We start from the raw sequence: 21,308 nt of genomic DNA on the forward strand, positions 1-21,308 counted from the left end.
ACAAAAAGCTTATGCCGGCAATGATCTGCCGCACGCTAACTTGTATATACATGAAAGGTCATCTGCAAATATTGCACAAGCAGAGACTGACAAACTCGATTAATAGCCAGGAGAAGCCGCATGACGCACCGTGTTCAGATTCGCCGTTTTTGCCTCACGACCCTGTTTGCCAGCCTGATGATGAGCGGCATTGCCGTACAGGCGAAAGAGTGGAAATCGATCACCATCGCTACCGAAGGCAGCTATGAACCCTGGAACCTGACGCTGCCGGGCGGCAAGTTAGGCGGCTTTGAACCGGAACTGATGGAAGACCTGTGCAAGCGCATGGGCATTCAGTGCAAGCTGGTGGTGCAGAACTGGGACGGCATGATCGCCGGCCTCAACGCCGGTAAATATGACGTGATCATGGATGCGATTGTCATCACGCCGGATCGTAAAAAAGTGGTCAACTTCACCACGCCATACGCCTCAACGCCGGCCACTTTCATCACCACCAAAGATAGCCCGCTGCTGCCAGCCGATCACAACATCATCAAGCTGCATGACGATGAGAAAGAGATCAACGCGGCGATTGCCCCCCTGAAAGCGGCGCTGAAGGGTAAAACCATCGGTATCGCCTCCGGCACGGTTTACACGCCATTTATCGATAAGTACTTCAAAGGCGATGCTGACGTACGCGAATACACCTCGTCGGCAGATGCGATGCTCGATCTGCAATCGGGCCGTATCGATGCGGTGTTCGATGACGTGACCTTTGCGCAATCAATGTTGGCGCGCAAAGAGAACAACAATCTGATCTTCAGCGGTCCACAACTCGGCGGCCCAATCTGGGGCGAGGGCGAAGCGATGGGTGTACGCATGGCGGACAACGACCTGAAGGCCAAGCTGGATGAGGCGATTCATGCCGCACTGGCTGACGGCACGGTGAAAAAGCTCAGTGAGAAGTGGTTTAAAACTGACGTAACCCCGTAAGTGAGGTGAAAGATGATGAGCCTGCTGAGTTTTGGTGCTGATGGTTGGGGCCGCCTGATCCTGAGTGCCGCCTGCACCACGCTGCTGCTATCGCTGGTGGCGCTGATGATGGGTGCGGTGGTCGGTTCCGGCGTGGCGGCCGCCAAATTATCGCCTCAGCGCTGGCTGCGCTGGTTGGGTGAAAGCTATTCAGTGGTGTTTCGCGGCATCCCGGAACTGCTGGTGATCTACCTGTTCTATTTTGGGGGATCCGGCCTGATTACGCTGGTTGGGCAGATGTTCGGCGCGGATGGCTTTATCGAAGCGCCGCCGTTCCTGATTGGTGCGCTGGCTATCGGGCTCATCTCTGGTTCGTATCAGGGTGAAGTGTATCGCGCGGCGCGCCTGGCGCTGTCGAAAGGCGAGGTGGAAGCTGCGGTGGCGATTGGTATGCCGCGCTGGCGCATTGCCCAACGTATTCTGCTGCCGCAGGTGGTGCGTTATGCGCTGCCGGGTATGTCGAACGTGTGGCAGATGAGCCTGAAGGATTCGGCGTTGGTGTCGGTCACCGGCATTGTCGAGCTGATGCGTGCCAGCCAGGTTGCGGCCGGATCCACGCGCGATTACTTCACTTTCTATCTGATCGGCGGCGCCTGTTATCTGGTGCTGACGCTGGTGTCTAATCATGCGTTTCGCCGGGCGGAATCGCGTCTTGGTCGTGCGTGGCAAAGTCGCACTGCGGCACAGCATTAAGGAGCAGCAGCATGATCGACTTCGCTTTTCTCTTTGATACCTTTCTCAAGCTGAGCGCCGCGCTGCCGGTGACGCTGGGCCTGTTTATCAGCGCCTTTATTTGCGGCGGCATTCTGGCGATTGGCATTTTGTCCCTGCGCATGAGCCGCTGGCGCGTGCTGAGCGGTTTCGCGCGCGGCTACATTCTGGTGTTTCGCGGCTCGCCGCTGATGATCCAGCTGTTTCTCATCTATTACGGCCTTGGGCAGTTTGGCGTGATCCGCCACAGCTTCGTTTGGCCGTTCCTGCGCGAACCCTTTATCTGCGCGGTGCTGGCGCTGTCACTTTGTACTGCGGCTTATACCGCCGAGATCTTGCGCGGTGCGCTGCTCGCGGTGCCAGCCGGGCAAGTGGAAGCGGGCCTCGCCTGCGGCATGTCGCGCTGGCTGCTGCTGCGCCGCATCATCGCGCCGATTATGCTGCGCTATGCCCTGCCTGCGTACTCCACCGAAGCGATTCTGCTGGTGAAATCCACCGCGCTCGCCAGCCTCGTCACCGTGTGGGACGTGACCGGCGTAGCGCAGCAGATTATTCAGCGTACCTATCGCACCATGGAAGTGTTTGTCTGTGCGGCGGCGATCTACCTGATTCTCAACTTTATTATCGTCCAGCTGTACGCGCTGTTAGAGCGTCGTCTGACCCCGGCGCATCGTGTCGCAAAAAAGCCGTTGCCCGCCGTTAAACCGCTTGCCGGAGAGTAATATGCATTCCACATCACCCGTTACCTTATCCGCCACCGACATCCATAAATCTTTTGGCGCGATGGAAGTTCTGAAAGGCATTTCGCTGCAGGCGCATAAAGGCGATGTCATCTCGATTCTTGGTGCCAGCGGCTCGGGAAAAAGTACTTTGCTGCGCTGCATCAACCTGCTGGAAACGCCGGACGCCGGTGTAGTGAGCGTTGGCGGTGAAACCATTGAGATGAAACGCCATGCGCGCGGCCATCAGCTGGCAGCCAATCCGAAGCAGATTGAGCGTTTGCGTTCACGCCTCGGCATGGTGTTCCAGAGCTTTAATCTGTGGTCGCACATGACGGTGCTGCAAAACGTCATCGAAGGGCCGCACTATGTGCTGAAGCGCGACAAGAAAAGCTGCATCGCCCAGGCGGAGCAGCTGCTGGATCGCGTCGGCTTACTCAATCGCAAAGATTTTTACCCGGCGCAGCTGTCGGGCGGTCAGCAGCAGCGCGTGGCGATTGCCCGCGCGCTGGCGATGGATCCGGAAGTGATGCTGTTCGATGAACCGACCTCAGCGCTCGATCCGGAGCTGGTGGGCGAAGTGCTGAAAGTGATGCGTAGCCTGGCCGAAGAGGGGCGCACCATGCTGGTGGTGACGCACGAAATGGGCTTTGCGCGTAATGTCTCTAACCGCGTGGTGTTTATGCATCAGGGCACTATTGATTGTCAGGGCGCGCCGGAAGAGATGTTTGGTGCCGAGGGATCGCAGCGCTTTAAGCAGTTTATCTCCAGCCATCACGGCGCGGAGCAGCCAGCATGACCGTGGTGTGGGGCGATGGCCCATTAACCTGGCAAGAGCTGGTGCAGGTGGCGCGGCACGACGCGGAACTCAGTTTGAGCGTCAGCGCCTGGCAGCGTATTGCGCAAGGGCGCACCATTGTCGATGAGATTGTCGCCAGCGGCCAGATTGCCTACGGCATTAATACCGGATTGGGCGCGCTGTGCAATATCACGCTGCCGGAAGATCAGCTTAGCCAGCTGTCGCGCAACACATTGTTGAGCCACGCCTGTGGTGTCGGCCCGCTGCTGACGCGTGAACAGGCGCGCGCCATTCTGTGCGCGGCCATCGCCAATTACAGCCACGGCAAATCGGGCGTGTCGGTGGCGCTGGTGCAGCATCTGCTGGCGCTGCTCAATCAGCAGATTACGCCGCAGGTGCCGTCGCAGGGTTCGGTGGGCTATCTCAGCCATATGGCGCATATCGGGCTGGCGCTGATTGGTGTTGGTGACGTCGAGTATCAAAACCAGATTATGCCTGCCGCGCAGGCATTAACGCTGGCGGGATTGCAGCCCTATCGTCCGGGTGCCAAAGAGGGTTTGAGCCTGGTCAACGGCACGCCGTGCATGACCGGCTTATCCTGCCTGGCGCTGGATGATGCGGCGCGTTTACTGGATTGGGCGGATGTCACCGGCGCGATGAGTTTCGAGGCGCTGCGTGGACAGCTGGTGGCTTTTGATGCCGAGGTGATCGCGCTGAAAGCCAGTCCGGGCATGCAATTGAGCGGTCAGCGTTTACGCGATCTGCTGAGTGATAGCCCGCTGCTGGCGACCAGCGTTGGTATTCGTACCCAGGATGCGCTCAGCCTGCGCTCCATGCCGCAGGTGCACGGCGCCAGCCGCGATCAGTTCGATCACGCGGCGCGCCAGATTGAGACCGAACTTAATGCCTGCACCGATAATCCGCTGGTGCTCGGCACGCCGGATAACTGGCGCGTGGTGTCTCAGGCTAACCCGCACGGCGAATCGGTGGCGATGGCGGCGGATCTGCTGGCGATTGCCATGGCGGAAGTCGGCAGCATCGCCGAGCGGCGGCTTGATCGTTTAGTCAATCCGCTGGTGAGCGGCTTACCGGCGTTTCTGGTGGCGCAGCCGGGCGTTAACTCCGGCATGATGATTGCGCAGTATGTGGCGGCGTCACTGTGTGCGGAGAATCGTCAGCTGGCGCAGCCGGCGGTGCTGGATAACTATGTGACGTCGGGTTTGCAGGAGGATCATCTCAGCCTCGGTACCGGCGCGGCGCTGAAGCTGCTGAAGCTGGTGGGCAACGTATGGCAGATTCTGGCGATTGAGTATCTGCTGGCGGCGCAGGCGCTGGATTTCCACGGCGAAGATCAGCTGGCGCAAGGGACGGCGCAAGCATTGCGTCGCCTGCGCGCGGTGGTTGCCAACTGGCAGGAAGACCGCTGGCTGGCGCCAGAGATTTCGCGTGCGGTGCAGGTGTTGAAGAGCGGTTTGTAACACGGTCGCCATGAATGGCGACCCTACAAAATCCGGTCGTAGGGCGCCATTCATGGCGACCTGGCCGACGATCAGCGGCGCGCATCCGGGCGCACCAAATCAAAGCGCAGTTCTTCGCTGATGCCGTAATAGGCCGACGGGCCACCGGCACGCAGGATTGGCTGCGCTTTGGCGGTTTGATAGATCCCTTCTTCCAGCAGTGATTCATCAATATGAATGGCGACCGCTTCGCCCATCACCAGCCAGCTATCAATTGGGTTGCCTTGCGCATCCTGCAGTTGAATCAGCTGCGTCAACTTACACTCAAAATTCACCGGGCTTTCCGCCACCATGCTGACATTGACGTGTGATGCGGCAAGCGGCGTTAATCCTGCCAGCGCAAACTCATCCTGTTCAGACGGCACCGATGCGGAGCTCTCATTCATCGCCTCGGCCAGCGGACGCGTGGCCAGATTCCAGACAAACTCTTTGGTCTCCGAGATATTCTGCACGCTGTCTTTCCAGCCACTGCTGGCGAAACCGATAATCGGCGGATGATAGTTGAAGCAGTTAAAGAAGCTGTAGGGCGCTAAATTGCGTACGCCGCTGGCGCTTTGCGAGCTGACCCAACCAATGGGGCGAGGGCCGACGATCGCATTCAAAGGGTCGTGCGGCAAACCGTGTCCAGCGCGGGGCTGATAAGAGTAACGCTGACGAGTCATAACTATCCTTAAAGAGGAACCTGAGTGTGGTGCACTAATCTCATCTAATACGCTGAATTCGATTAAGCGCATTGTGCGATGCCGCTAGCCAGAGTATCTTACGCCCGCGCTATTTTCCGGAGAAACTATGAACAAGCCAGCCGCCACGTCACCTTTCCATCCGCGTAACCGCCATCAAGGCCGTTATGATTTTGCTGCTTTGACCGCAGCCCATCCGCCGCTGGCGGTGAAAGTGCGTCCCAACGGCTACGGCGAGTTGTCGGTGGATTTCGCCGATCCTGAAGCGGTGATGCTGCTCAATCAGGCGCTGCTGAAGTTGTTCTATAACCTCAACTGGCAGCTACCCGCAGGTTATCTGACGCCGCCGGTGCCGGGCCGTGCAGATTATGTGCATGCGCTGGCCGATCTGCTGGCAAGCGACAACGGCGGCGTGGTGCCGCGCGATCTGGATGTGATGGATATCGGCTGCGGCGCGAACTGCATCTATCCGCTGATTGGCAACGCCGAATATGGCTGGCGCTTCACCGGCACCGATATCACTGCCGAAGCGATTACCGTTGCCGGACAGATTGTGGCGAGTAATCCGGGCTTGCAGCGCGCCGTGCGTCTGCGTCGGCAAAAGGATACCTCGGCGATTTTCGCTGGCGTGGTGCATAAGAACGAGCGCTATCACGCGGTGCTGTGCAATCCGCCGTTCCATTCGTCTGCGGAGGAGGCGGCCAGCGTAGGTCAGCGTAAAACGCGTAACCTCGGCCTGGGCAAAAACGCGCCGCTCAATTTTGGTGGTCATCATAATGAATTGTGGTGTGACGGCGGCGAGCGCAAGTTCGTCGGCCAGATGATCGCTGAAAGCGTGGCGCACTCCGACCACATTATTTGGTTCACCTCGCTGGTCTCGCGCAAAGAGAATTTACCGGCGCTGCGCGACCAGCTGCGCGATCTTGATGCCTACGAAGTGCGCATCATCGAAATGGCGCAAGGGCAGAAGCAGAGCCGCTTTATCGCCTGGACGTTCCAGCCGCCAGCTACACGCGCCAAGCGGCTGAAACGCTAAGCTTATTGCGCCGGTGGCAACGCCGGTAAGCTGGCAGCGGAGGCAATATCGCTGCCGGTTTGCATAACTTCTACCGTTTGATGTGGCGCTTTAATGCCGGCCGCATCAAAATGCTTCTTCACCTTATCATCCAGCGCAAAACGTACCGTCCACTGCTTCAGCGGCTGGGTGGTGAATGACACGCGCACGGTAAAGGAATGGTTGGTTAATCCCACTAATCCGGCAAAACTCGGCTCGCCAATCACCATGCCGCGAATTTCCGGGTTCTCCAGCAGCTCTTTCACTGCGCTCTGCAGCGTTTGGTTAACACGTTCGGTATCTTCACTGCGAGCGACATCATAGTTGGCCACAAACGATCCGATGCCGCGCACAAAGTTGGCGAAGGTGGTGATCGATGACCACGGAACAATGTGATACGCGCCGGTATCCTGACGCACGCCCACCGAACGAATCGACATACGCTCCACCGTGCCGGTGATTGGGCCAATGGTGACTAAATCACCGGTGTTCATGCCGTTCTCAAACTGGATAAAGATGCCGGTGATGATGTCCTTCACCAGCGTTTGCGAACCGAACGACACCGCCAGACCAAGCGCACCGGCACCGGCCAGCAGCGGCGCGATATTCACACCGACTTCCGACAGCAAAATCATAATGGTGATGGTGCTGATCACCACCGCCAGCGCGTTACGGAACAGTGTCAGCAGCGTGCGGGTGCGTGCGCTTGGCATTGGGCGGCCGTGCGAATCCGAGGCGAGGCGGCTTTCGATTAAACTCGCCAGCAGCGTCCAGCCGATTGCCGACAGCAGCACAATCATCACGATACGAATCAGGATATCCACCATTTTCTGTCCGGTACCGAGAGTGAGCCAGTGCCAGAGATCAAACAGATTCCAGGCGTTGAGCAGCAGCAACAGCGTGGCAAATACCGTGACCACGCGCGCCAGTTTCAGCAGCGCTTTTACCCAATCGTTGACGCGCTTTTGCAGCTCGGGATAGTTGCGGCGCATATCAGGCGACAGCGTGACGGTTTTGCCAATCCAGCGCGTTAGCATGCCGGAAATCAGCGCGGCAATAACCACGATCGCCAGGCTGCGGACCGTGGCGGACATCATAAACTTCAGGCTGTCGCCGGGATTGAAGATCGAGAACAGGAACAGCGCGATAAAGTAGGCGCTGGCCAGCCAATGCCACACCATGCCGAAGGCGCGGATGAACAGCGCAAAGAAGCTCATGCTGCGATCGGCGAGACGCGACAACTCCTGATGAATGTTGCTTTTGTTGCGGAAAATCAGCCACAGCGCCCAGCCGGTCATGATCCCCATGATCAGCATATTGACCAACGCGGCTACCTGAATGTTGACCTGATTGGAGACAATCGGCACCACCACCAGTAAACCGTAACCGATGATGCCGCTCAGCCAGCTCAAACGCGTGTTCCAGTAGCTGGCGCGCGCATCGGTTAAGTGGAAGAAACGCAGCGTGGGGAAGCGCGGGCAGAAAATCAGCCGCAGCACCGCTTTAAAGAATTCAATCAGCGCAAAGGCGTTAAGGAACAAACCTTGCTGATAGGCGATGGTGCGGTTGTTGTTGTGATAGTTGTCGCTGATGATCTGCCCGACAAACAGCGTCAGCGCCAGCAGCACAATATCGAGTACAAAGGCCATTAAGATGGCAGCGGGCAGGTGTAGCCACTTAGTGCCCTCAAGATTTTGATCGCGTCCCCAGCGTCCCATACGTCGCCAGACCGGCCACATCATACGGCGTGTCAGCCAGTAAAACGCAAACACCGAGGCGGCGAGGGCGGCAAAGTATTTCAGCGCGTTGAGGAAGGTTTGTTGGTTAAAGGCTTTGTGCGGCGCATTGGTGATGTTGTCATGCAGTTGGACAAACTGCGCGGCTACCGCACCGCCATATTCACGCATTACGCTGGTGACGCTCTCCAGCACCGTGGGATCTTCTTCATTGGCCTGCGGCGGTGCCAGCACCGGCGGTTCGCTGGTGGATTGACTGTTTGCGGCCTGACGTAACTGATCGATCAGCTCCTGGCGCGAAGCGTTGTTATCCAGAATATTTGCCAGCGCGGCGTAAGCGGCTTTTTTCTCGTCTAAGCTGGGTTCGCTTTCGGTTGTGCTATTCGTTGCCGGGGTTTGTGACTGCTGAGCTGCAACGACTGCCTGCGGCAGGTTAACCGCCTGCGCCGGGGCAATGAGAAACAGGGTGAACAAACTGAAGAGTAACCACATGGCTAAACGCCATGGTGGGCTGGCAGACGACATCGCTTTTCTCCTTTAGCTTCGCGCAGCGGCACAAGAGAGAAGTATAGTCAGTGATGGAAGGTTAGGATTCTGAAAGGAAAATTGCGTGGGTGCGGGTAAGAAGAAGGTCGCCATGAATGGCGACCCTACGGATTAGGAGACGTGCTGCAGGAATTCGCGCAGACGATCGCTTGGCGGGTTGGTGATCAAATCGTCCGGGTTGCCATCTTCTGCAATGGTGCCTTTATCGATAAAGATCAGACGCGAAGCCACTTTCTGAGCGAATCCGACTTCGTGCGTCACGATGACCATCGTCATGCCTTCTTCCGCCAGATCCTGCATCACTTTCAATACTTCGTGACGCAGCTCGGGATCCAGCGCTGAGGTTGGCTCATCAAACAACATCATCTTCGGCTTCACTGCCAGCGCACGGGCAATCGCCACGCGCTGTTGCTGACCGCCAGAAAGCTCAGACGGGAAGTGGTGTGCACGCTCGGCGAGGCCAACTTTACCCAGTAGCTCACGCGCCAGTTTATGCGCTTCCTCTTTCTTCGCACCGCGTACGCGAATCGGGCCAAAGGCGACGTTATCCAGCGCGCTCATCTGTGGGAACAGATGGAACTGCTGGAACACCATGCCCGCTTCCTGACGAATCAGGCGCTCATCCACTTTCGGATCGTTGACCTTCATGCCATCGACAATCAGATCGCCGGTGGTGATCTCTTCCAGCTTGTTGATGCAGCGCAGCAGCGTGGATTTACCGGAACCGGACGGCCCAATAATCACCACCACTTCGCCTTGATTAATCTTCAGGTTGATGTCGTGCAGAACCTGAGTCTGGCCGAAATTCTTCGAGACGTTTTTAAATTCAATCACAGAATTTTCATCCTTTTCTCAATACGGCGCAGCACAAAGCTCAACACCAACGTAATAACCAAATAGATAATGGCAACGGCGCTCCAGATCTCCAGCGCGCGGAAGTTACCGGCAATGATCTCCTGCCCCTGACGCGTCAGTTCGGCCACGCCAATTACGATAAACAGCGACGTATCTTTGATGCTTACAATCCACTGGTTACCCAACGGTGGCAGCATACGGCGCAATGCCAGCGGCATGATCACGTAACGCAGGGTTTCGCGGCGCGACAGACCCAGCGCCAGACCCGCTTCACGGAAGCCTTTGTTGATCGACAGCACCGCACCGCGCGTGATTTCTGCGATGTAGGCGCCGGAGTTAATCATGATAGTGACCACCGCCGCGCTAAACGGATCGATACGCAGATCCGGAAAAGCCATCGGCAGGGCGAAGTAGATAAACATCACCTGAACTACGATTGGCGTACCGCGAATCAGTTCGATAAACACTAACGCGATGTTGTTGGTGATCCAGCCGCCGTACGCGCGGGCAAAACCGGCGACTAAACCGATAATTAAACCGCCGACCAGGCCGAGGACCGAGATCAGCAGGGTCATTTTGGCACCGTCGATTAAAATCGGCAGGGCAGGCCAAATGACGCTCCAGTCAAACTCCATGGTGTGACTCCAAAATCTGTTGCGTGGAAATGTAAAAAGCAGGGAGTGTTAAGCTCCCTGCTGGAAAAATCGGCTTAAGCCGCAATTATTTTGGTTCAGTACCGAACCATTTTTTATAGATGGTGTTGTAAGTGCCGTTGTCGCGCAGGGTTTTCAGTGCGCCGTTCACTTTTTCACGCAGATCGTCGCTGCCTTTCGGGAACGCGATGCCATACTGCTGTGCTTCAATCGACTCGCCAACCGCTTTGAAGCGGCCTTTACCGGCGGTGTTGATGAAGTACAGGATGTTCGGGGTATCGTGCAGCACAGCGTCAGCACGATTAGTGCCTAACTCCATGTAAGCGTTATCGATGTTCGGGAATTGACGCAGATCTTTCGATTTGATGTGCGCTTTCGCGTAATCCACCGAACCGGTACCGCTCTTCACCGCCACCACTTTGCCGTTCAGATCGTCGATGCTCTTCACGTCTTTTTCGTTCTCGCGCACCATCACCAGCAGGCCGCTTTTGTAGTAGCCGTCAGAGAACTCAATGGCTTTTTTACGTTCTTCGGTGATGGTGATACCCGCCAGCGCCAGGTCAATGTTTTTGGTTTGCAGCGCAGGGATGATGCCGCTGAAATCCATTGGCTTGAAGGCGTAATCGAGTTTCAGTTCTTTCGCGATGGCATCCCACAGATCGATATCAAAACCGACGTATTTATCGCCTTGTTTGAACTCGAAGGGAACGAATGCGGTGTCGGTCGCGACGATCAGTTTTTTGTCTGCTGCGGTGGAAGAAAGCGAGAAGGCCAGCGCTAACGCGGCCACGGAGACTTTAATCAATGACTTCATCATTTTTTTCCTTATTACCCCTCAGGCCTGGTGGCCCGATGTACGGCCTATCATATGAAAAAATTATGCCAACTTTTCAATTTGCTCGAAATCAGTAGTTTTAAGCACTTGCTGACACGATTTTGCGCAGAAGAAAAGTTTTGCACCTTATTGGTGCTTCATTTTGGTGCATGGTGCTGTTGTGGTGCAGACACAGTGTGCACCAAGGGCGGGTAGAGCGAAAGAAGGGATTAAGGAATTGTTAACGACGTCAAAAAAAGCACCACAATGTTACAGACGTAAAAAAAGGCGGGATAACCCGCCTTCGTTATAACACTGAAATTTATTCAATATTCGATTCGATAAACCACAGGAATTTATCCAGATCGCGCGATGCCGCAGTGAAGATATCAGCGGTATCTTCATCGCTGACTTCAGTGATAGCTTTACGCGTGTCATTCGCCACAATCGCATAGCGATCGGCCAGCGCTTTCAGGTGATCCTGCACGCTATGAATGTTCAACGGATAGCTTTTCAGTGGTGTTTTATCGTTAACGATCTGAGTGGTACCCAGCGCCACGCCGCCTAACTGAACTACACGTTCAGCGATAGTGTCCTGGTGATCGGTAATGGCGGTACGGAAACCATCCAGCATCTCATGTACGCCAATAAAGTTGGCGCCACGCATGTTCCAGTGCGCCTGCTTGGTGATCAGCGACAGGTCAATAAACTCCACTACCAGACGGTTGAGCACCTCGATGGTCGCTTTTTTATCGCTGTCAGCGACGTCATTACGGGTGTAAATCAGATCAGACGATTTAGTTTTAACCAGTTTTGCGGTACTCATCATTAATGTCCTCTTATTGATGGTTGTCCTAATCAAGCACGGAAATAAGTATAGCAGCAGTTTTTTAATCTGCAGGATTGATCAGATCAATAACAGGAATAGATAAACCTTAATGTTGCTCAGGGATTGTACGGTTTAAGTATTAGTTGATGTAAAACAGAAGGTTGTGGAATGTGTTAATTATTTATTAATCGTGTTGCAAAATAATAACGGAGAAATCCTAACGCCACCTTAAAAATGAAAATGAGAATGCTTCTATATTTAGCCTGCGGCGAAGCAGGCTAACGAGTGAATATTTATTGCGTATGAGTAATATCCACTTCGCTTATTTTTGCGCTTTTTTGTTTCATGGTCAGCGTTGAACCTGCCGAAGCGACAATGATCGCCAGCAGCGCCATCCACTGTTGCAGCGTTAATAGTTCGCCGAGGAATAACATGCCTGAAAGCGCAGCCATCGCCGGTTCCAGACTCATTAAGGTGCCGAAAATGCGCGCCGGCAGTCGCGTCAGCGCCATCATCTCTAAAGAATAGGGAATGGCGCTGGAGAGCAGGGCGATCAGCAGCGCTAACGGCAACACTTCCCAATGCCAGATGCCCGGCGCGGCGAATGTCAGGCCGAGCGGCACAAAAATCACCGAGGCAATCAGCGAACCCATCGCCACCGTTGCTGGGCCATGTTCCGCCCCCGCCCGCTGACCTGCAAGAATATAGACCGCCCAGCAGGCACCCGCGCCCACCGCTAACAGCGCACCGAGCGGATCGATGTGACTCATCCCTTCACCGATTGGCAACAGGAACCACAAACCCACTACCGCCAGCAGCACCCAAAGAAAATCAAGTGGACGACGCGCGCCGATCAACGCCAAAGTCAGCGGACCCAAAAACTCCAATCCTACGGCCACGCCCAGCGGCACGGTGCGAATCGCTAAATAGAAGAGATAGTTCATGCAGCCCAGCGCTAAACCGTACATCAGCAGCGGCTTGCGCTGCTCGCGCGTAAAGCGCAAACGCCAGGGTTTGAAGATGATGCAGAGAATCAGCGTGCCAAGACCAAGACGCAGCGCGGTAATGCCGGGCGCACCAACGGTGGAAAACAGTGATTTTGCCAACGAAGCGCCGCCTTGCAGCGAGAGCATGGCAATCAGCAGTACGGCAATAGGGAACAACACCGGGGCCAAATTTTTGGTCGTTTGAGGCGCAGACATCCTGTAATCCAGTCCTTTATTTATTAACAGCAGGGTAACAAGCGCTCAGTGTAAAGGAATCTTCAGCAAATAAGGAGACGCGAATCGGGGAATTAAAAAGCGCTAACAGGTCAGAAATTGGCCAGATTTAGTGCCATTTCCGTAAAGAAACGTCAGGTTAGTTTAGGAATTTACTTAAAGGCATTTTTTGTGATCGGAATTTATGTTGCAGGAATATGATGCTTTTTATAAGTAAAATGAATGACATAGGAAACTTCATTAACTTTCTGTTACACCAAACAATCTGTTAGACAACAAAATGCGGGCAGAGTTTCTTGCTGTTTTTTGTTATATTTATAGCGTTGTCAGGAGAGAAGTATATTCACATTTGAGGTGGTTATGAAAAAAATTGCATGTCTTTCAGCATTGGCTTGTGTACTTGCAGTTTCTGCAGGTTCTGCCATGGCACAAAGCACCGTTACTGGTGGTTACGCTCAGAGCGATTATCAAGGCGTTGCTAACAAAGCAAACGGCTTCAACCTGAAATATCGTTACGAAGACGGTTCTAACCCACTGGGCTGGATCGGTTCTTTCACCTATACCGAAAAAGATCGTACTGATGCTGGCGCTTATAACAAAGCTCAGTACTACGGCATCACCGGTGGTCCTGCTTACCGTCTGAATGACTGGGCGAGCATCTACGGTGTTGTTGGTGTAGGTTACGGTAAATACCAGCAGAACGACAATTCAGTACGTTCTAAGTCTGATTCAAGCGACTACGGTTTCTCTTACGGTGCGGGTATGCAGTTCAACCCAATCGAGAACATCGCAGTTGACGTAGGTTACGAGCAGAGCCGTATCCGCAACGTCGATGTTGGCACCTGGATTGCTGGCGTAGGTTACAGCTTCTAAGTTCTTGCTTAGACCAGTTGCACAATAAACGGTCCTTCGGGGCCGTTTTTTTATGGGCGCAATATACAGTTTACCGACTACCAGAAACACAAAACCCGCTACGTGAGCGGGTTTTATTGGAAGTCGGGAACGTTAACCGCGCCAGATCAGATTTGGACACGGACGTTCAACCAGCTGTTTGCCGGTGAGCTTTTCAATCAGCATCAAACGCAGCGCAAACGGCGAGCGGGTAAACAGGCACAGCAGCGATTTCAGCTCAAAAGACGGTTTGCTCTGTTCAGCCTGGAAACATTTGCCACAGTCGAGGCAGTTTTTCATGGTAGTCATGTTCACCTCCCGAGTGAATGACGACAATATCTTTGTAGCCTTTATAAGCTATTCGCTTACATTATCGACAAAGATAGCACTGGCTATACTCTTTAGCCAACACTATTTAGGAAAAATTTGTGCTTATTTGTGCCTGGTTTACAATGAGCGCAGCCAGCCCGCACCGTAGGTAAAGTGCGGCAGATAATAAAGAGGAAGTTAGATGAGTCGTCGTGCAAAAATCGCCACCAACATGCCCCAGGGCCCGCTAAAAGAGATAGAGGAGCATGTCGAAGGATTTCGTCAGGTGCGTGAGGCGCATCGTCGTGAGCTGATCGATGACTATGTAGAATTAATCTCTGATTTGATTCGTGAATTTGGCGAAGCGCGTCAGGTGGATATGGCCGCACGTTTGGGCGTTTCCCAGCCAACCGTGGCGAAAATGCTGAAGCGTTTGGGTACCACCGGTTTAGTCGAGCAAGTGCCGTATCGCGGGGTGTTCCTCACTGCTGAAGGTGAGAAGCTGGCGGAAGCGAGCCGCGTTCGTCACCATATTGTTGAAACCTTCCTGTTGGCGCTGGGTGTTAGCCCGGAAACCGCGCGCCGTGATTCAGAAGGCCTGGAGCATCACGTCAGTGATGAAACCCTGGCCGTGTTCCAGAAATTCTACGAGAGTCGCTAACTACAAGGCCTTCCACCATCATGCCCAATCTGCTTCGTTCCTTAATGCGCGATCGTATTTTGCATTTGTTGTTGCTTTTAGGTGTGATTATGTTGCCGCTGGCGAAATTCCGCTGGTCGCAATTGCCTGCCGCGGTGGACTGGCACACTATCATGACGCTTACCGGCCTATTGATGCTGACCAAAGGATTAGAAAACAGCGGCTATTTTGATGTGCTCGGCGCGCGCTTGATCCAACGCTTTCAACATGAACGCACGCTGGCGCTGTTTATGGTGTGCGCCGCCGCGTTGCTCTCTACTTTTCTCACCAACGATGTTGCGCTGTTTATTCTGGTGCCACTGACGCTGACGTTGCGCAAATTCTCGCGCTTGCCGATTTCCCGTCTGATCATTTTCGAAGCGCTGGCGGTGAATGCAGGTTCCTTACTGACGCCGGTCGGTAACCCGCAAAACATTCTATTGTGGAGTCACGGCACACTCAGCGTACCCGGTTTCATTGCGCAAATGGCGCCGCTGGCGGCATTTTTAATGCTCACGCTGATGGCGTTGACGTGGTGGAGTTTCCCGGCGCGCGTAATCCAGAAACATGAACAAACCGAAAGCCAAACATGGTACAAGCCGCTGTTCACGATTAGCGTGCTGCTGTACATCGTGTTTGTCGTGGCGCTCGAGCTGAAAATGACTGGCTGGGCGTTGCTGCTGGTGGCGGCCTGTTTCCTGATCATGGCGCGCAGCGTGTTAATCAGCATCGACTGGAGTTTGCTGCTGGTGTTCGTGGCGATGTTTATCGATGTCTTCCTGTTGATGCATTTGTCCTGGTTGCAGCCGCATTTTGCCGCTATTGGCCAAATCAGTGAGGGCGGACTTTATCTGCTGGCCATAGGCCTGTCGCAATTCATCAGTAACGTGCCCGCCACCATTCTGCTTTTGCAGAAAGTGCCACCGTCCGACGTGCTGGCGTGGGCGGTAAATATCGGTGGATTTGGCTTATTGCCAGGATCGCTCGCCAACCTGATCGCCTTGCGTATGGCGCAGGATGCGCGCGTTTGGTGGCGTTTCCACTTGTTTTCCATCCCGATGTTAGCCTGGTCGATGTTGGGCGGATGGCTGCTGTTACACCTGATCCGTTAGCGCGACGCCAATGTCGGCTTGTGTAAAGTTGCATTGGCATTTGTCAATTTCCCATCTAAGGTTATGTTGACCGTTTTTGCCCGGCAATCGGGACAACCGCCTACGATGAAAAATTATGGAAAACAAGAATCAACCGTCTGAACGCGATCAGCAGGATCCGCAAAACACCTCGAATACCCATCAAGATAACAATGAACCAGAACGTAAACGTCCCGGAAAGAAGCCACTGATTTTTCTCGCCATTGTGGTGGTGATCATGATCGTGGTGGGATTATGGTTCTGGCTCACCACACGCAATATTGAAAGCACGGATGATGCCTTTACCGAAGGCAACGCGGTGACTATCGCGCCGAAAGCGGCCGGTTACGTGGTCAAGCTGCTGGTGCGCGATAACCAGCGCGTGAAGCAGGGCGATTTGCTGGTGGAGATCGATGCACGCGACAGTGAAGCGCAGCGCGATCAGGCCAAAGCCCAGCTTGGTCTGGCACAGGCGCAGCTGCATCAGGCGCAGGCGCAGTTAGCTTTGTCTCGCGTGCAGTATCCGGCGCAGCGCGATCAGGCACTCGCCGATCAGGCTAAAGCGCAGGCAAATTTACTTAATGCGCAGGCTGATTATCGTCGCCAGCGCGGTGTTGATCCGCGTGCCACATCTCAGCGCAATATTGATACTGCCGCCGCGCAGCTGCGTTCGGCTGAAGCGCAACTGCAAAGCGCTAAAGCGCAGGTTGAAGTGGCTTCTCAGGTGAAGCTGCAAATCCGGCAGCAGGAAACCAATGTTGAAGCGCGTGAGCAGCAGGTTGAGCAGGCGCAGGCGCAGCTCAACACCGCCGAATTGAATCTCTCTTATACCCAGGTTCGCGCGCCATACGATGGCTTTGTCACCAAGCGTAACGTGCATCTCGGCACGCTGGTGCAGGCCGGCAGCGCGCTGTTCTCGCTGGTTTCGCCTGAAATCTGGATTAATGCCAACTTCAAAGAGTCGCAGCTGGCGCGTATGAAGCCGGGCGACAAAGTGGAAATTAGCGTTGATGCCTGGCCGGATATGGAGCTGGAAGGGCACGTGGATAGCGTGCAGATGGGATCCGGTTCACGCTTCTCCACCTTCCCGGCGGAAAACGCCACCGGCAACTACGTGAAAATCGTGCAGCGCGTGCCGGTGAAAATTGTCATCGATAAAGGGTTAGATCCCAATCATCCGCTGCCGCTGGGCTTGTCGGTTGAGCCGAAGGTTACAGTGGAATGAGTGCGAGCGAAAGCTGGCGTCCGGCCAGCAATCCGTGGCTGGTCGCTATTACGGTGACGCTGGCGGTGTTTATGGAGATCCTCGACACCACCATCGTCAACGTCGCGCTGCCGCACATTGCCGGTTCGCTCTCCTCCAGTTACGACGAATCGACCTGGGTTTTAACCTCTTATCTGGTCGCCAACGGCATCGTATTGCCGATCTCGGCGTTCTTCAGCCGCCTATTTGGCCGCAAGCAATTCTTCCTGATCTGCATCGTGATGTTCACCATCTGTTCCTTCCTGTGCGGTATCGCCACGGAACTGTGGCAGATCATTCTGTTCCGCGTGCTGCAGGGCTTTTTTGGCGGCGGATTGCAGCCGGTGCAACAATCGGTGCTGCTCGATTACTTCAAAGCGGAAGATCGTGGCAAAGCTTTTGGCCTGTCGTCGATTGCGATTATCGTCGCACCGGTAATTGGTCCCACGCTCGGCGGTTGGATCACCGATAACTACAGCTGGCGCTGGGTGTTCTTCATTAATATCCCGGTTGGTATTTTGACGGTAATGGCGATTTATCAATTGCTGGAAGATCCACCGTGGGAACGCAAGTGGGATAAAGGCCGCCTGAAAATCGATTACATCGGCATCAGCCTGATCACGCTGGGGCTGGGCTGCTTGCAGGTGTTCCTTGATCGTGGCGAAGATGAAGATTGGTTTGCCTCGCACTTTATTCGCCTGTTCGCCATGCTGGCGGTGATCGGCATTATCGGCGCCATTTATTGGCTGCTGTATGCCCGTAAACCGGTGGTCGATCTCACCGTAATGAAAGACCGCAACTTCTGGGTGGCGGGCTTGCTGATGGCGGGCATGGCGATGATTCTCTATGGCAGCTCAGTGGTGCTTCCCCAGCTGGCGCAGCAGGATCTCGGCTACACCGCAACCTGGTCGGGGCTGGTGCTGTCGCCCGGCGCGATATTGATTGTGCTGACGATACCCATCGTGCTGAAGCTGATGCCGATCGTGCAAACGCGCTACATCATTGCGTTCGGCTTCACCTGCCTTGCCAGCGCGTTCTTCTATTCCACCACGTTAACGCCTAACGTCGATTTCACCACGCTGGTGATGATGCGGAGCGCGCAGTCGATCGGCCTTGGTTTCCTGTTTGTGCCGCTGACCACCATTGCGTTCATCACCGTGCCGCAGCGATTAAACGCCGATGCCTCAGCATTGTTCACCATGTTCCGTAACGTCGCGGGCTCGATCGGCATTTCGCTCTCGACGGCGGGCATTACCGAACGTATGCAGACGCGTTCGGCCAGCATGGTGCACAACATGTCGCCGCTCAATGAGCCTTACAATCTCACGCTGCAACACTGGGCTGATTCGATCCGTAATTTCACCACCGCCGTGGGCGATCCACTGGTGCTGGCGAGCGGGCAGCTCTATCAGGAGATGATCGCTCAGGCGCGTATTCTGGCGTACATCGACGTCTTTATGGGCCTGAGTATTGTGGCGCTGCTATTGATTCCATTCTGTTGGTTGCTTTCGCCAATTAAGAGCGAAGGCGGTGCAGGAGCACATTAAAATGAAAATGATTTCACGATCTCAGCCGTCACTGACGTTGCTGGCGCTATCACTGTTGCTGGCCGGATGCGCGGTAGGACCGGATTATCAGCCGCCGCAGGCGCACACGCCGGGCGGTTACCACGATTTGCCTTCACAGCAAGCATCTAAGCCGCTGGCGGCGGCGACCAATCCGCTGTGGTGGAAAAGCTTTAACGATTCCCAACTTGATAGCCTGATTGAGCGCGCCATTGCCGGCAACTTAACGCTGCAACAATCGGTACTGCGTATTGCCGGTGCGCGCGAGCAGCTGGCGCAGGCGCGCGGTGGCTTATTTCCGTCGCTTAACGGCTCGGCAAAAGTCACACGCCAGCAATTGGGTTTAAAGGGTTTGCTGAAATCCAACGGCGTTTATGACCAGGTTGATAGCGATGTCGCCAGCCAGCTTAACGGCTTAGATCATTCCGTTACGTTGTATCAGGGCAGCTTTGACGCCAGCTGGGAACTGGATCTGTGGGGCAAAGTGCGCCGCCAAATGGAAGCCGCAGATGCGCAGCAGCAGGCGGCAATCGAGCAGCGCAACGATGCGTTGGTGTCGCTGGAAGCTGAAGTCGCGCGTGCCTATCTGCAACTGCGCGGTTCGCAAGCGGTGCTGGCGACCTTGCAACAGCAGATCGAGGTGGCGCAGCAAACCTGGGAACTGACCAAAAGCCAGCAGCAAAATGGCTTAGCGCCCACCACCGATGTGGAAAACGCCCGCGCGCAGTTGGCCTCACTGAATGCGCAGCTGCCGCAATATCAGGCGCAGCAGCAGCAGGCGATGAACGGTTTGGCGGTGCTGTTGGGTAAAACGCCGGGCGCGCTGGATAATGAACTGATGAACATCAAGCCGCTGCCCGATTTGCCGAAATTGGTGCCGGTGGGCATTCCGTCCACGCTGGCGCGGCGACGTCCGGATATTCGTCAAGCTGAAGCCACGCTGCATGCGGAAACCGCGAACATTGGCGTATCGGTTGCTGACCTGTTCCCCAGCTTGTCGCTCACCGGGCAACTGGGTGTACGAAATACCGATGCCAGCTATCTGGATGACTGGAGCAGCCACTTCTTTAGTGTTGGGCCGTCGCTATCGATTCCTATATTTCAAGGCGGCCGTTTAGTTTCCAGCGTGAAACTGGCGCGCGCGCAGCAAGCCAGCGCGGCGCTTGATTATCGGCAAACGGTATTAACCGCGCTGCAGGATGTGGAGAATGCGCTGGTGAGTTATCGCGCCGATCAGCAGCAGGTTATTGCACTGGATGAAACCACCGGCGCACTGCAACGCGCATTTGATTTAGCCAGCGACAGTTATCGTCAGGGTATTTCTACGTTCCTCGATGTATTAGATGCGCAGCGACAACTGGCACAAGCCAAAGCACAATCGACGCAGGCGCGCATGCAAAGTGCGCTCGATTTAGTGGCGTTATATAAAGCGCTGGGTGGTGGCTGGGAAGCTTATCAAAATGTCAACCTGCCGGACTATTCTGTGTTTGGTCCCGCGACAGAAGTGCATTAATTTCACTTAGTAGCCGGTTAACCGCCGGCTTTTTTATCGGTACGATATGAAAAAAATGAGATACTTCTCTCATCCTCCATCAATATATTACGCCACATTGAAAATAGGTTTTTCGTTACACCATTAATCCTTGCTTACCTTTGTGCTCACTAATGCTGCAACGCGCAATAGCCGCTAAATGATTGTTTATTACCTGAGAATATTGGTCTGAAATCGATTCCAGTTCCGCCATAAGGAACAACTCTGGTTGTTAATTCAGGGTTAATTAAAGCAACCCTTGCCGTTTTAAAACGCAATGTAAGAATTAGGTAAGCAAGTTCAGATTAATCCGGGCAATAAAATTAATTTATTTTTTTATTTGAATTAGGTAATCTTGCCACTACAGTTTATTTAAACCCCTTAAGCAAGGACATTGTGATGAGTGACGCATTTAAAGTTCTGAACAACATTCGCACATTACGTGCGCAGGCTCGTGAACTGCCATTGACCGATCTGGAAGAAATTCTGGAGAAATTAACTGTTGTTGTGACTGAACGTCGTGACGAAGTAAACGCTGAAGAAGCGCAGAACCGCGAAAAAGAAGAGAAGCTGTCTAAATATCGCGAAATGCTGCTGGCTGACGGTATTGATCCGAACGAATTACTGGGTGCTCTGGAAGTTGGTAAAAAGCGCGCTAAGCGTGCACCACGTCCAGCAAAATATTCTTACACCGATGAAAACGGCGAAGTAAAATCATGGACCGGTCAGGGCCGTACCCCAGCTGCGATTAAAAAAGCGCTGGATTCTGGTAAAAGCCTCGATACTTTCCTGATCAAATAATCCGCACAATCCTTG

At 54.4% G+C, this 21,308-nt stretch carries 21 protein-coding genes; 13 read left to right on the forward strand and 8 right to left on the reverse strand.

Annotated elements, in window-relative coordinates; genetic code table 11:
* Positions 1-120 precede the first annotated feature (120 nt).
* Genes NQH49_RS06405 through NQH49_RS06425 form a run of 5 tightly spaced genes read left to right on the forward strand, consistent with a single transcriptional unit; the run spans position 121 to position 4,718 of the window.
* Entirely contained in the window at positions 121-972 is an 852-nt protein-coding gene (locus NQH49_RS06405; protein WP_256696020.1) for a transporter substrate-binding domain-containing protein, read from the forward strand.
* Positions 973-984: 12 nt separating this feature from the next.
* The gene (locus NQH49_RS06410; protein ID WP_256696021.1) at positions 985-1,704 is read left to right on the forward strand and encodes an ABC transporter permease; all 720 of its coding nucleotides are present in this window, start codon (positions 985-987) and stop codon (positions 1,702-1,704) included.
* An 11-nt stretch (positions 1,705-1,715) separates the two neighbouring features.
* The gene (locus tag NQH49_RS06415; protein ID WP_256696022.1) at positions 1,716-2,444 is read left to right on the forward strand and encodes an ABC transporter permease; all 729 of its coding nucleotides are present in this window, start codon (positions 1,716-1,718) and stop codon (positions 2,442-2,444) included.
* Position 2,445: 1 nt separating this feature from the next.
* Entirely contained in the window at positions 2,446-3,240 is a 795-nt protein-coding gene (locus NQH49_RS06420; RefSeq protein WP_256696023.1) for an ABC transporter ATP-binding protein, read from the forward strand.
* Positions 3,237-4,718, forward strand: a complete 1,482-nt coding sequence (locus tag NQH49_RS06425) for an HAL/PAL/TAL family ammonia-lyase (protein WP_256696024.1) — start codon at positions 3,237-3,239, stop codon at positions 4,716-4,718. The genes NQH49_RS06420 and NQH49_RS06425 overlap by 4 nt, the downstream gene beginning before the upstream one ends.
* Positions 4,719-4,789: 71 nt before the next feature.
* Here the strand turns inward: NQH49_RS06425 and NQH49_RS06430 are convergent, their stop codons facing one another.
* On the reverse strand, positions 4,790-5,419 hold the full coding sequence (locus tag NQH49_RS06430; RefSeq protein ID WP_256696025.1) for a flavin reductase family protein: 630 nt from the start codon (positions 5,417-5,419) through the stop codon (positions 4,790-4,792).
* A gap of 127 nt (positions 5,420-5,546) precedes the next feature.
* On the opposite strand from NQH49_RS06430, the gene rlmF reads away from it, so the two are divergent.
* Positions 5,547-6,473: a 23S rRNA (adenine(1618)-N(6))-methyltransferase RlmF gene (gene rlmF / locus NQH49_RS06435; RefSeq protein ID WP_256696026.1), complete on the forward strand. Its 927-nt coding sequence runs from the start codon at positions 5,547-5,549 to the stop codon at positions 6,471-6,473.
* A 2-nt stretch (positions 6,474-6,475) separates the two neighbouring features.
* Here rlmF and ybiO read toward each other — a convergent pair whose 3' ends face one another.
* The 6 genes from ybiO to rhtA form a co-directional block, all read right to left on the reverse strand.
* Positions 6,476-8,752: a mechanosensitive channel protein gene (ybiO, locus tag NQH49_RS06440; RefSeq protein WP_256696028.1), complete on the reverse strand. Its 2,277-nt coding sequence runs from the start codon at positions 8,750-8,752 to the stop codon at positions 6,476-6,478.
* Between the two features lie 132 nt (positions 8,753-8,884).
* Positions 8,885-9,607: a glutamine ABC transporter ATP-binding protein GlnQ gene (gene glnQ, locus NQH49_RS06445; protein WP_061723607.1), complete on the reverse strand. Its 723-nt coding sequence runs from the start codon at positions 9,605-9,607 to the stop codon at positions 8,885-8,887.
* Positions 9,604-10,263, reverse strand: coding sequence for a glutamine ABC transporter permease GlnP (gene glnP, locus NQH49_RS06450; protein ID WP_256696029.1), 660 nt, complete (start codon positions 10,261-10,263; stop codon positions 9,604-9,606). The genes glnQ and glnP overlap by 4 nt, the downstream gene beginning before the upstream one ends.
* A gap of 85 nt (positions 10,264-10,348) precedes the next feature.
* Positions 10,349-11,095, reverse strand: coding sequence for a glutamine ABC transporter substrate-binding protein GlnH (gene glnH / locus NQH49_RS06455; protein ID WP_036647919.1), 747 nt, complete (start codon positions 11,093-11,095; stop codon positions 10,349-10,351).
* A 322-nt stretch (positions 11,096-11,417) separates the two neighbouring features.
* On the reverse strand, positions 11,418-11,921 hold the full coding sequence (gene dps / locus NQH49_RS06460) for a DNA starvation/stationary phase protection protein Dps (protein WP_036620516.1): 504 nt from the start codon (positions 11,919-11,921) through the stop codon (positions 11,418-11,420).
* 296 nt (positions 11,922-12,217) lie between these two features.
* Entirely contained in the window at positions 12,218-13,126 is a 909-nt protein-coding gene (gene rhtA / locus NQH49_RS06465) for a threonine/homoserine exporter RhtA (protein WP_256696030.1), read from the reverse strand.
* Positions 13,127-13,504: 378 nt separating this feature from the next.
* Between rhtA and ompX the strand changes: the two genes are divergently transcribed.
* Positions 13,505-14,017, forward strand: a complete 513-nt coding sequence (gene ompX / locus NQH49_RS06470; RefSeq protein ID WP_256696031.1) for an outer membrane protein OmpX — start codon at positions 13,505-13,507, stop codon at positions 14,015-14,017.
* 132 nt (positions 14,018-14,149) lie between these two features.
* Here the strand turns inward: ompX and NQH49_RS06475 are convergent, their stop codons facing one another.
* Positions 14,150-14,344 (reverse strand): hypothetical protein, encoded by a 195-nt coding sequence (locus tag NQH49_RS06475; protein ID WP_256696032.1) that lies wholly within the window; start codon positions 14,342-14,344, stop codon positions 14,150-14,152.
* A 202-nt stretch (positions 14,345-14,546) separates the two neighbouring features.
* Between NQH49_RS06475 and mntR the strand changes: the two genes are divergently transcribed.
* The 6 genes from mntR (at position 14,547) to NQH49_RS06505 (ending at position 21,293) form a co-directional block, all read left to right on the forward strand.
* Positions 14,547-15,005, forward strand: coding sequence for a manganese-binding transcriptional regulator MntR (mntR, locus tag NQH49_RS06480; RefSeq protein WP_008102536.1), 459 nt, complete (start codon positions 14,547-14,549; stop codon positions 15,003-15,005).
* Between the two features lie 20 nt (positions 15,006-15,025).
* On the forward strand, positions 15,026-16,135 hold the full coding sequence (locus NQH49_RS06485; protein ID WP_256696034.1) for an SLC13 family permease: 1,110 nt from the start codon (positions 15,026-15,028) through the stop codon (positions 16,133-16,135).
* Positions 16,136-16,250: 115 nt separating this feature from the next.
* Positions 16,251-17,378, forward strand: a complete 1,128-nt coding sequence (locus NQH49_RS06490; protein WP_256696035.1) for an HlyD family secretion protein — start codon at positions 16,251-16,253, stop codon at positions 17,376-17,378.
* Entirely contained in the window at positions 17,375-18,943 is a 1,569-nt protein-coding gene (locus tag NQH49_RS06495) for a DHA2 family efflux MFS transporter permease subunit (RefSeq protein WP_154153149.1), read from the forward strand. The genes NQH49_RS06490 and NQH49_RS06495 overlap by 4 nt, the downstream gene beginning before the upstream one ends.
* A 1-nt stretch (position 18,944) precedes the next feature.
* Complete coding sequence (locus NQH49_RS06500) at positions 18,945-20,474, forward strand: efflux transporter outer membrane subunit (protein ID WP_256696036.1); 1,530 nt, start codon at positions 18,945-18,947, stop codon at positions 20,472-20,474.
* Positions 20,475-20,891: 417 nt separating this feature from the next.
* Positions 20,892-21,293 (forward strand): H-NS family histone-like protein, encoded by a 402-nt coding sequence (locus tag NQH49_RS06505; protein ID WP_008102525.1) that lies wholly within the window; start codon positions 20,892-20,894, stop codon positions 21,291-21,293.
* The last annotated feature ends 15 nt before the right edge of the window (positions 21,294-21,308 follow it).

It is taken from the genome of Pantoea trifolii, assembly GCF_024506435.1.
In the GTDB taxonomy this organism is placed as follows: Bacteria; Pseudomonadota; Gammaproteobacteria; order Enterobacterales; family Enterobacteriaceae; genus Pantoea; species Pantoea trifolii.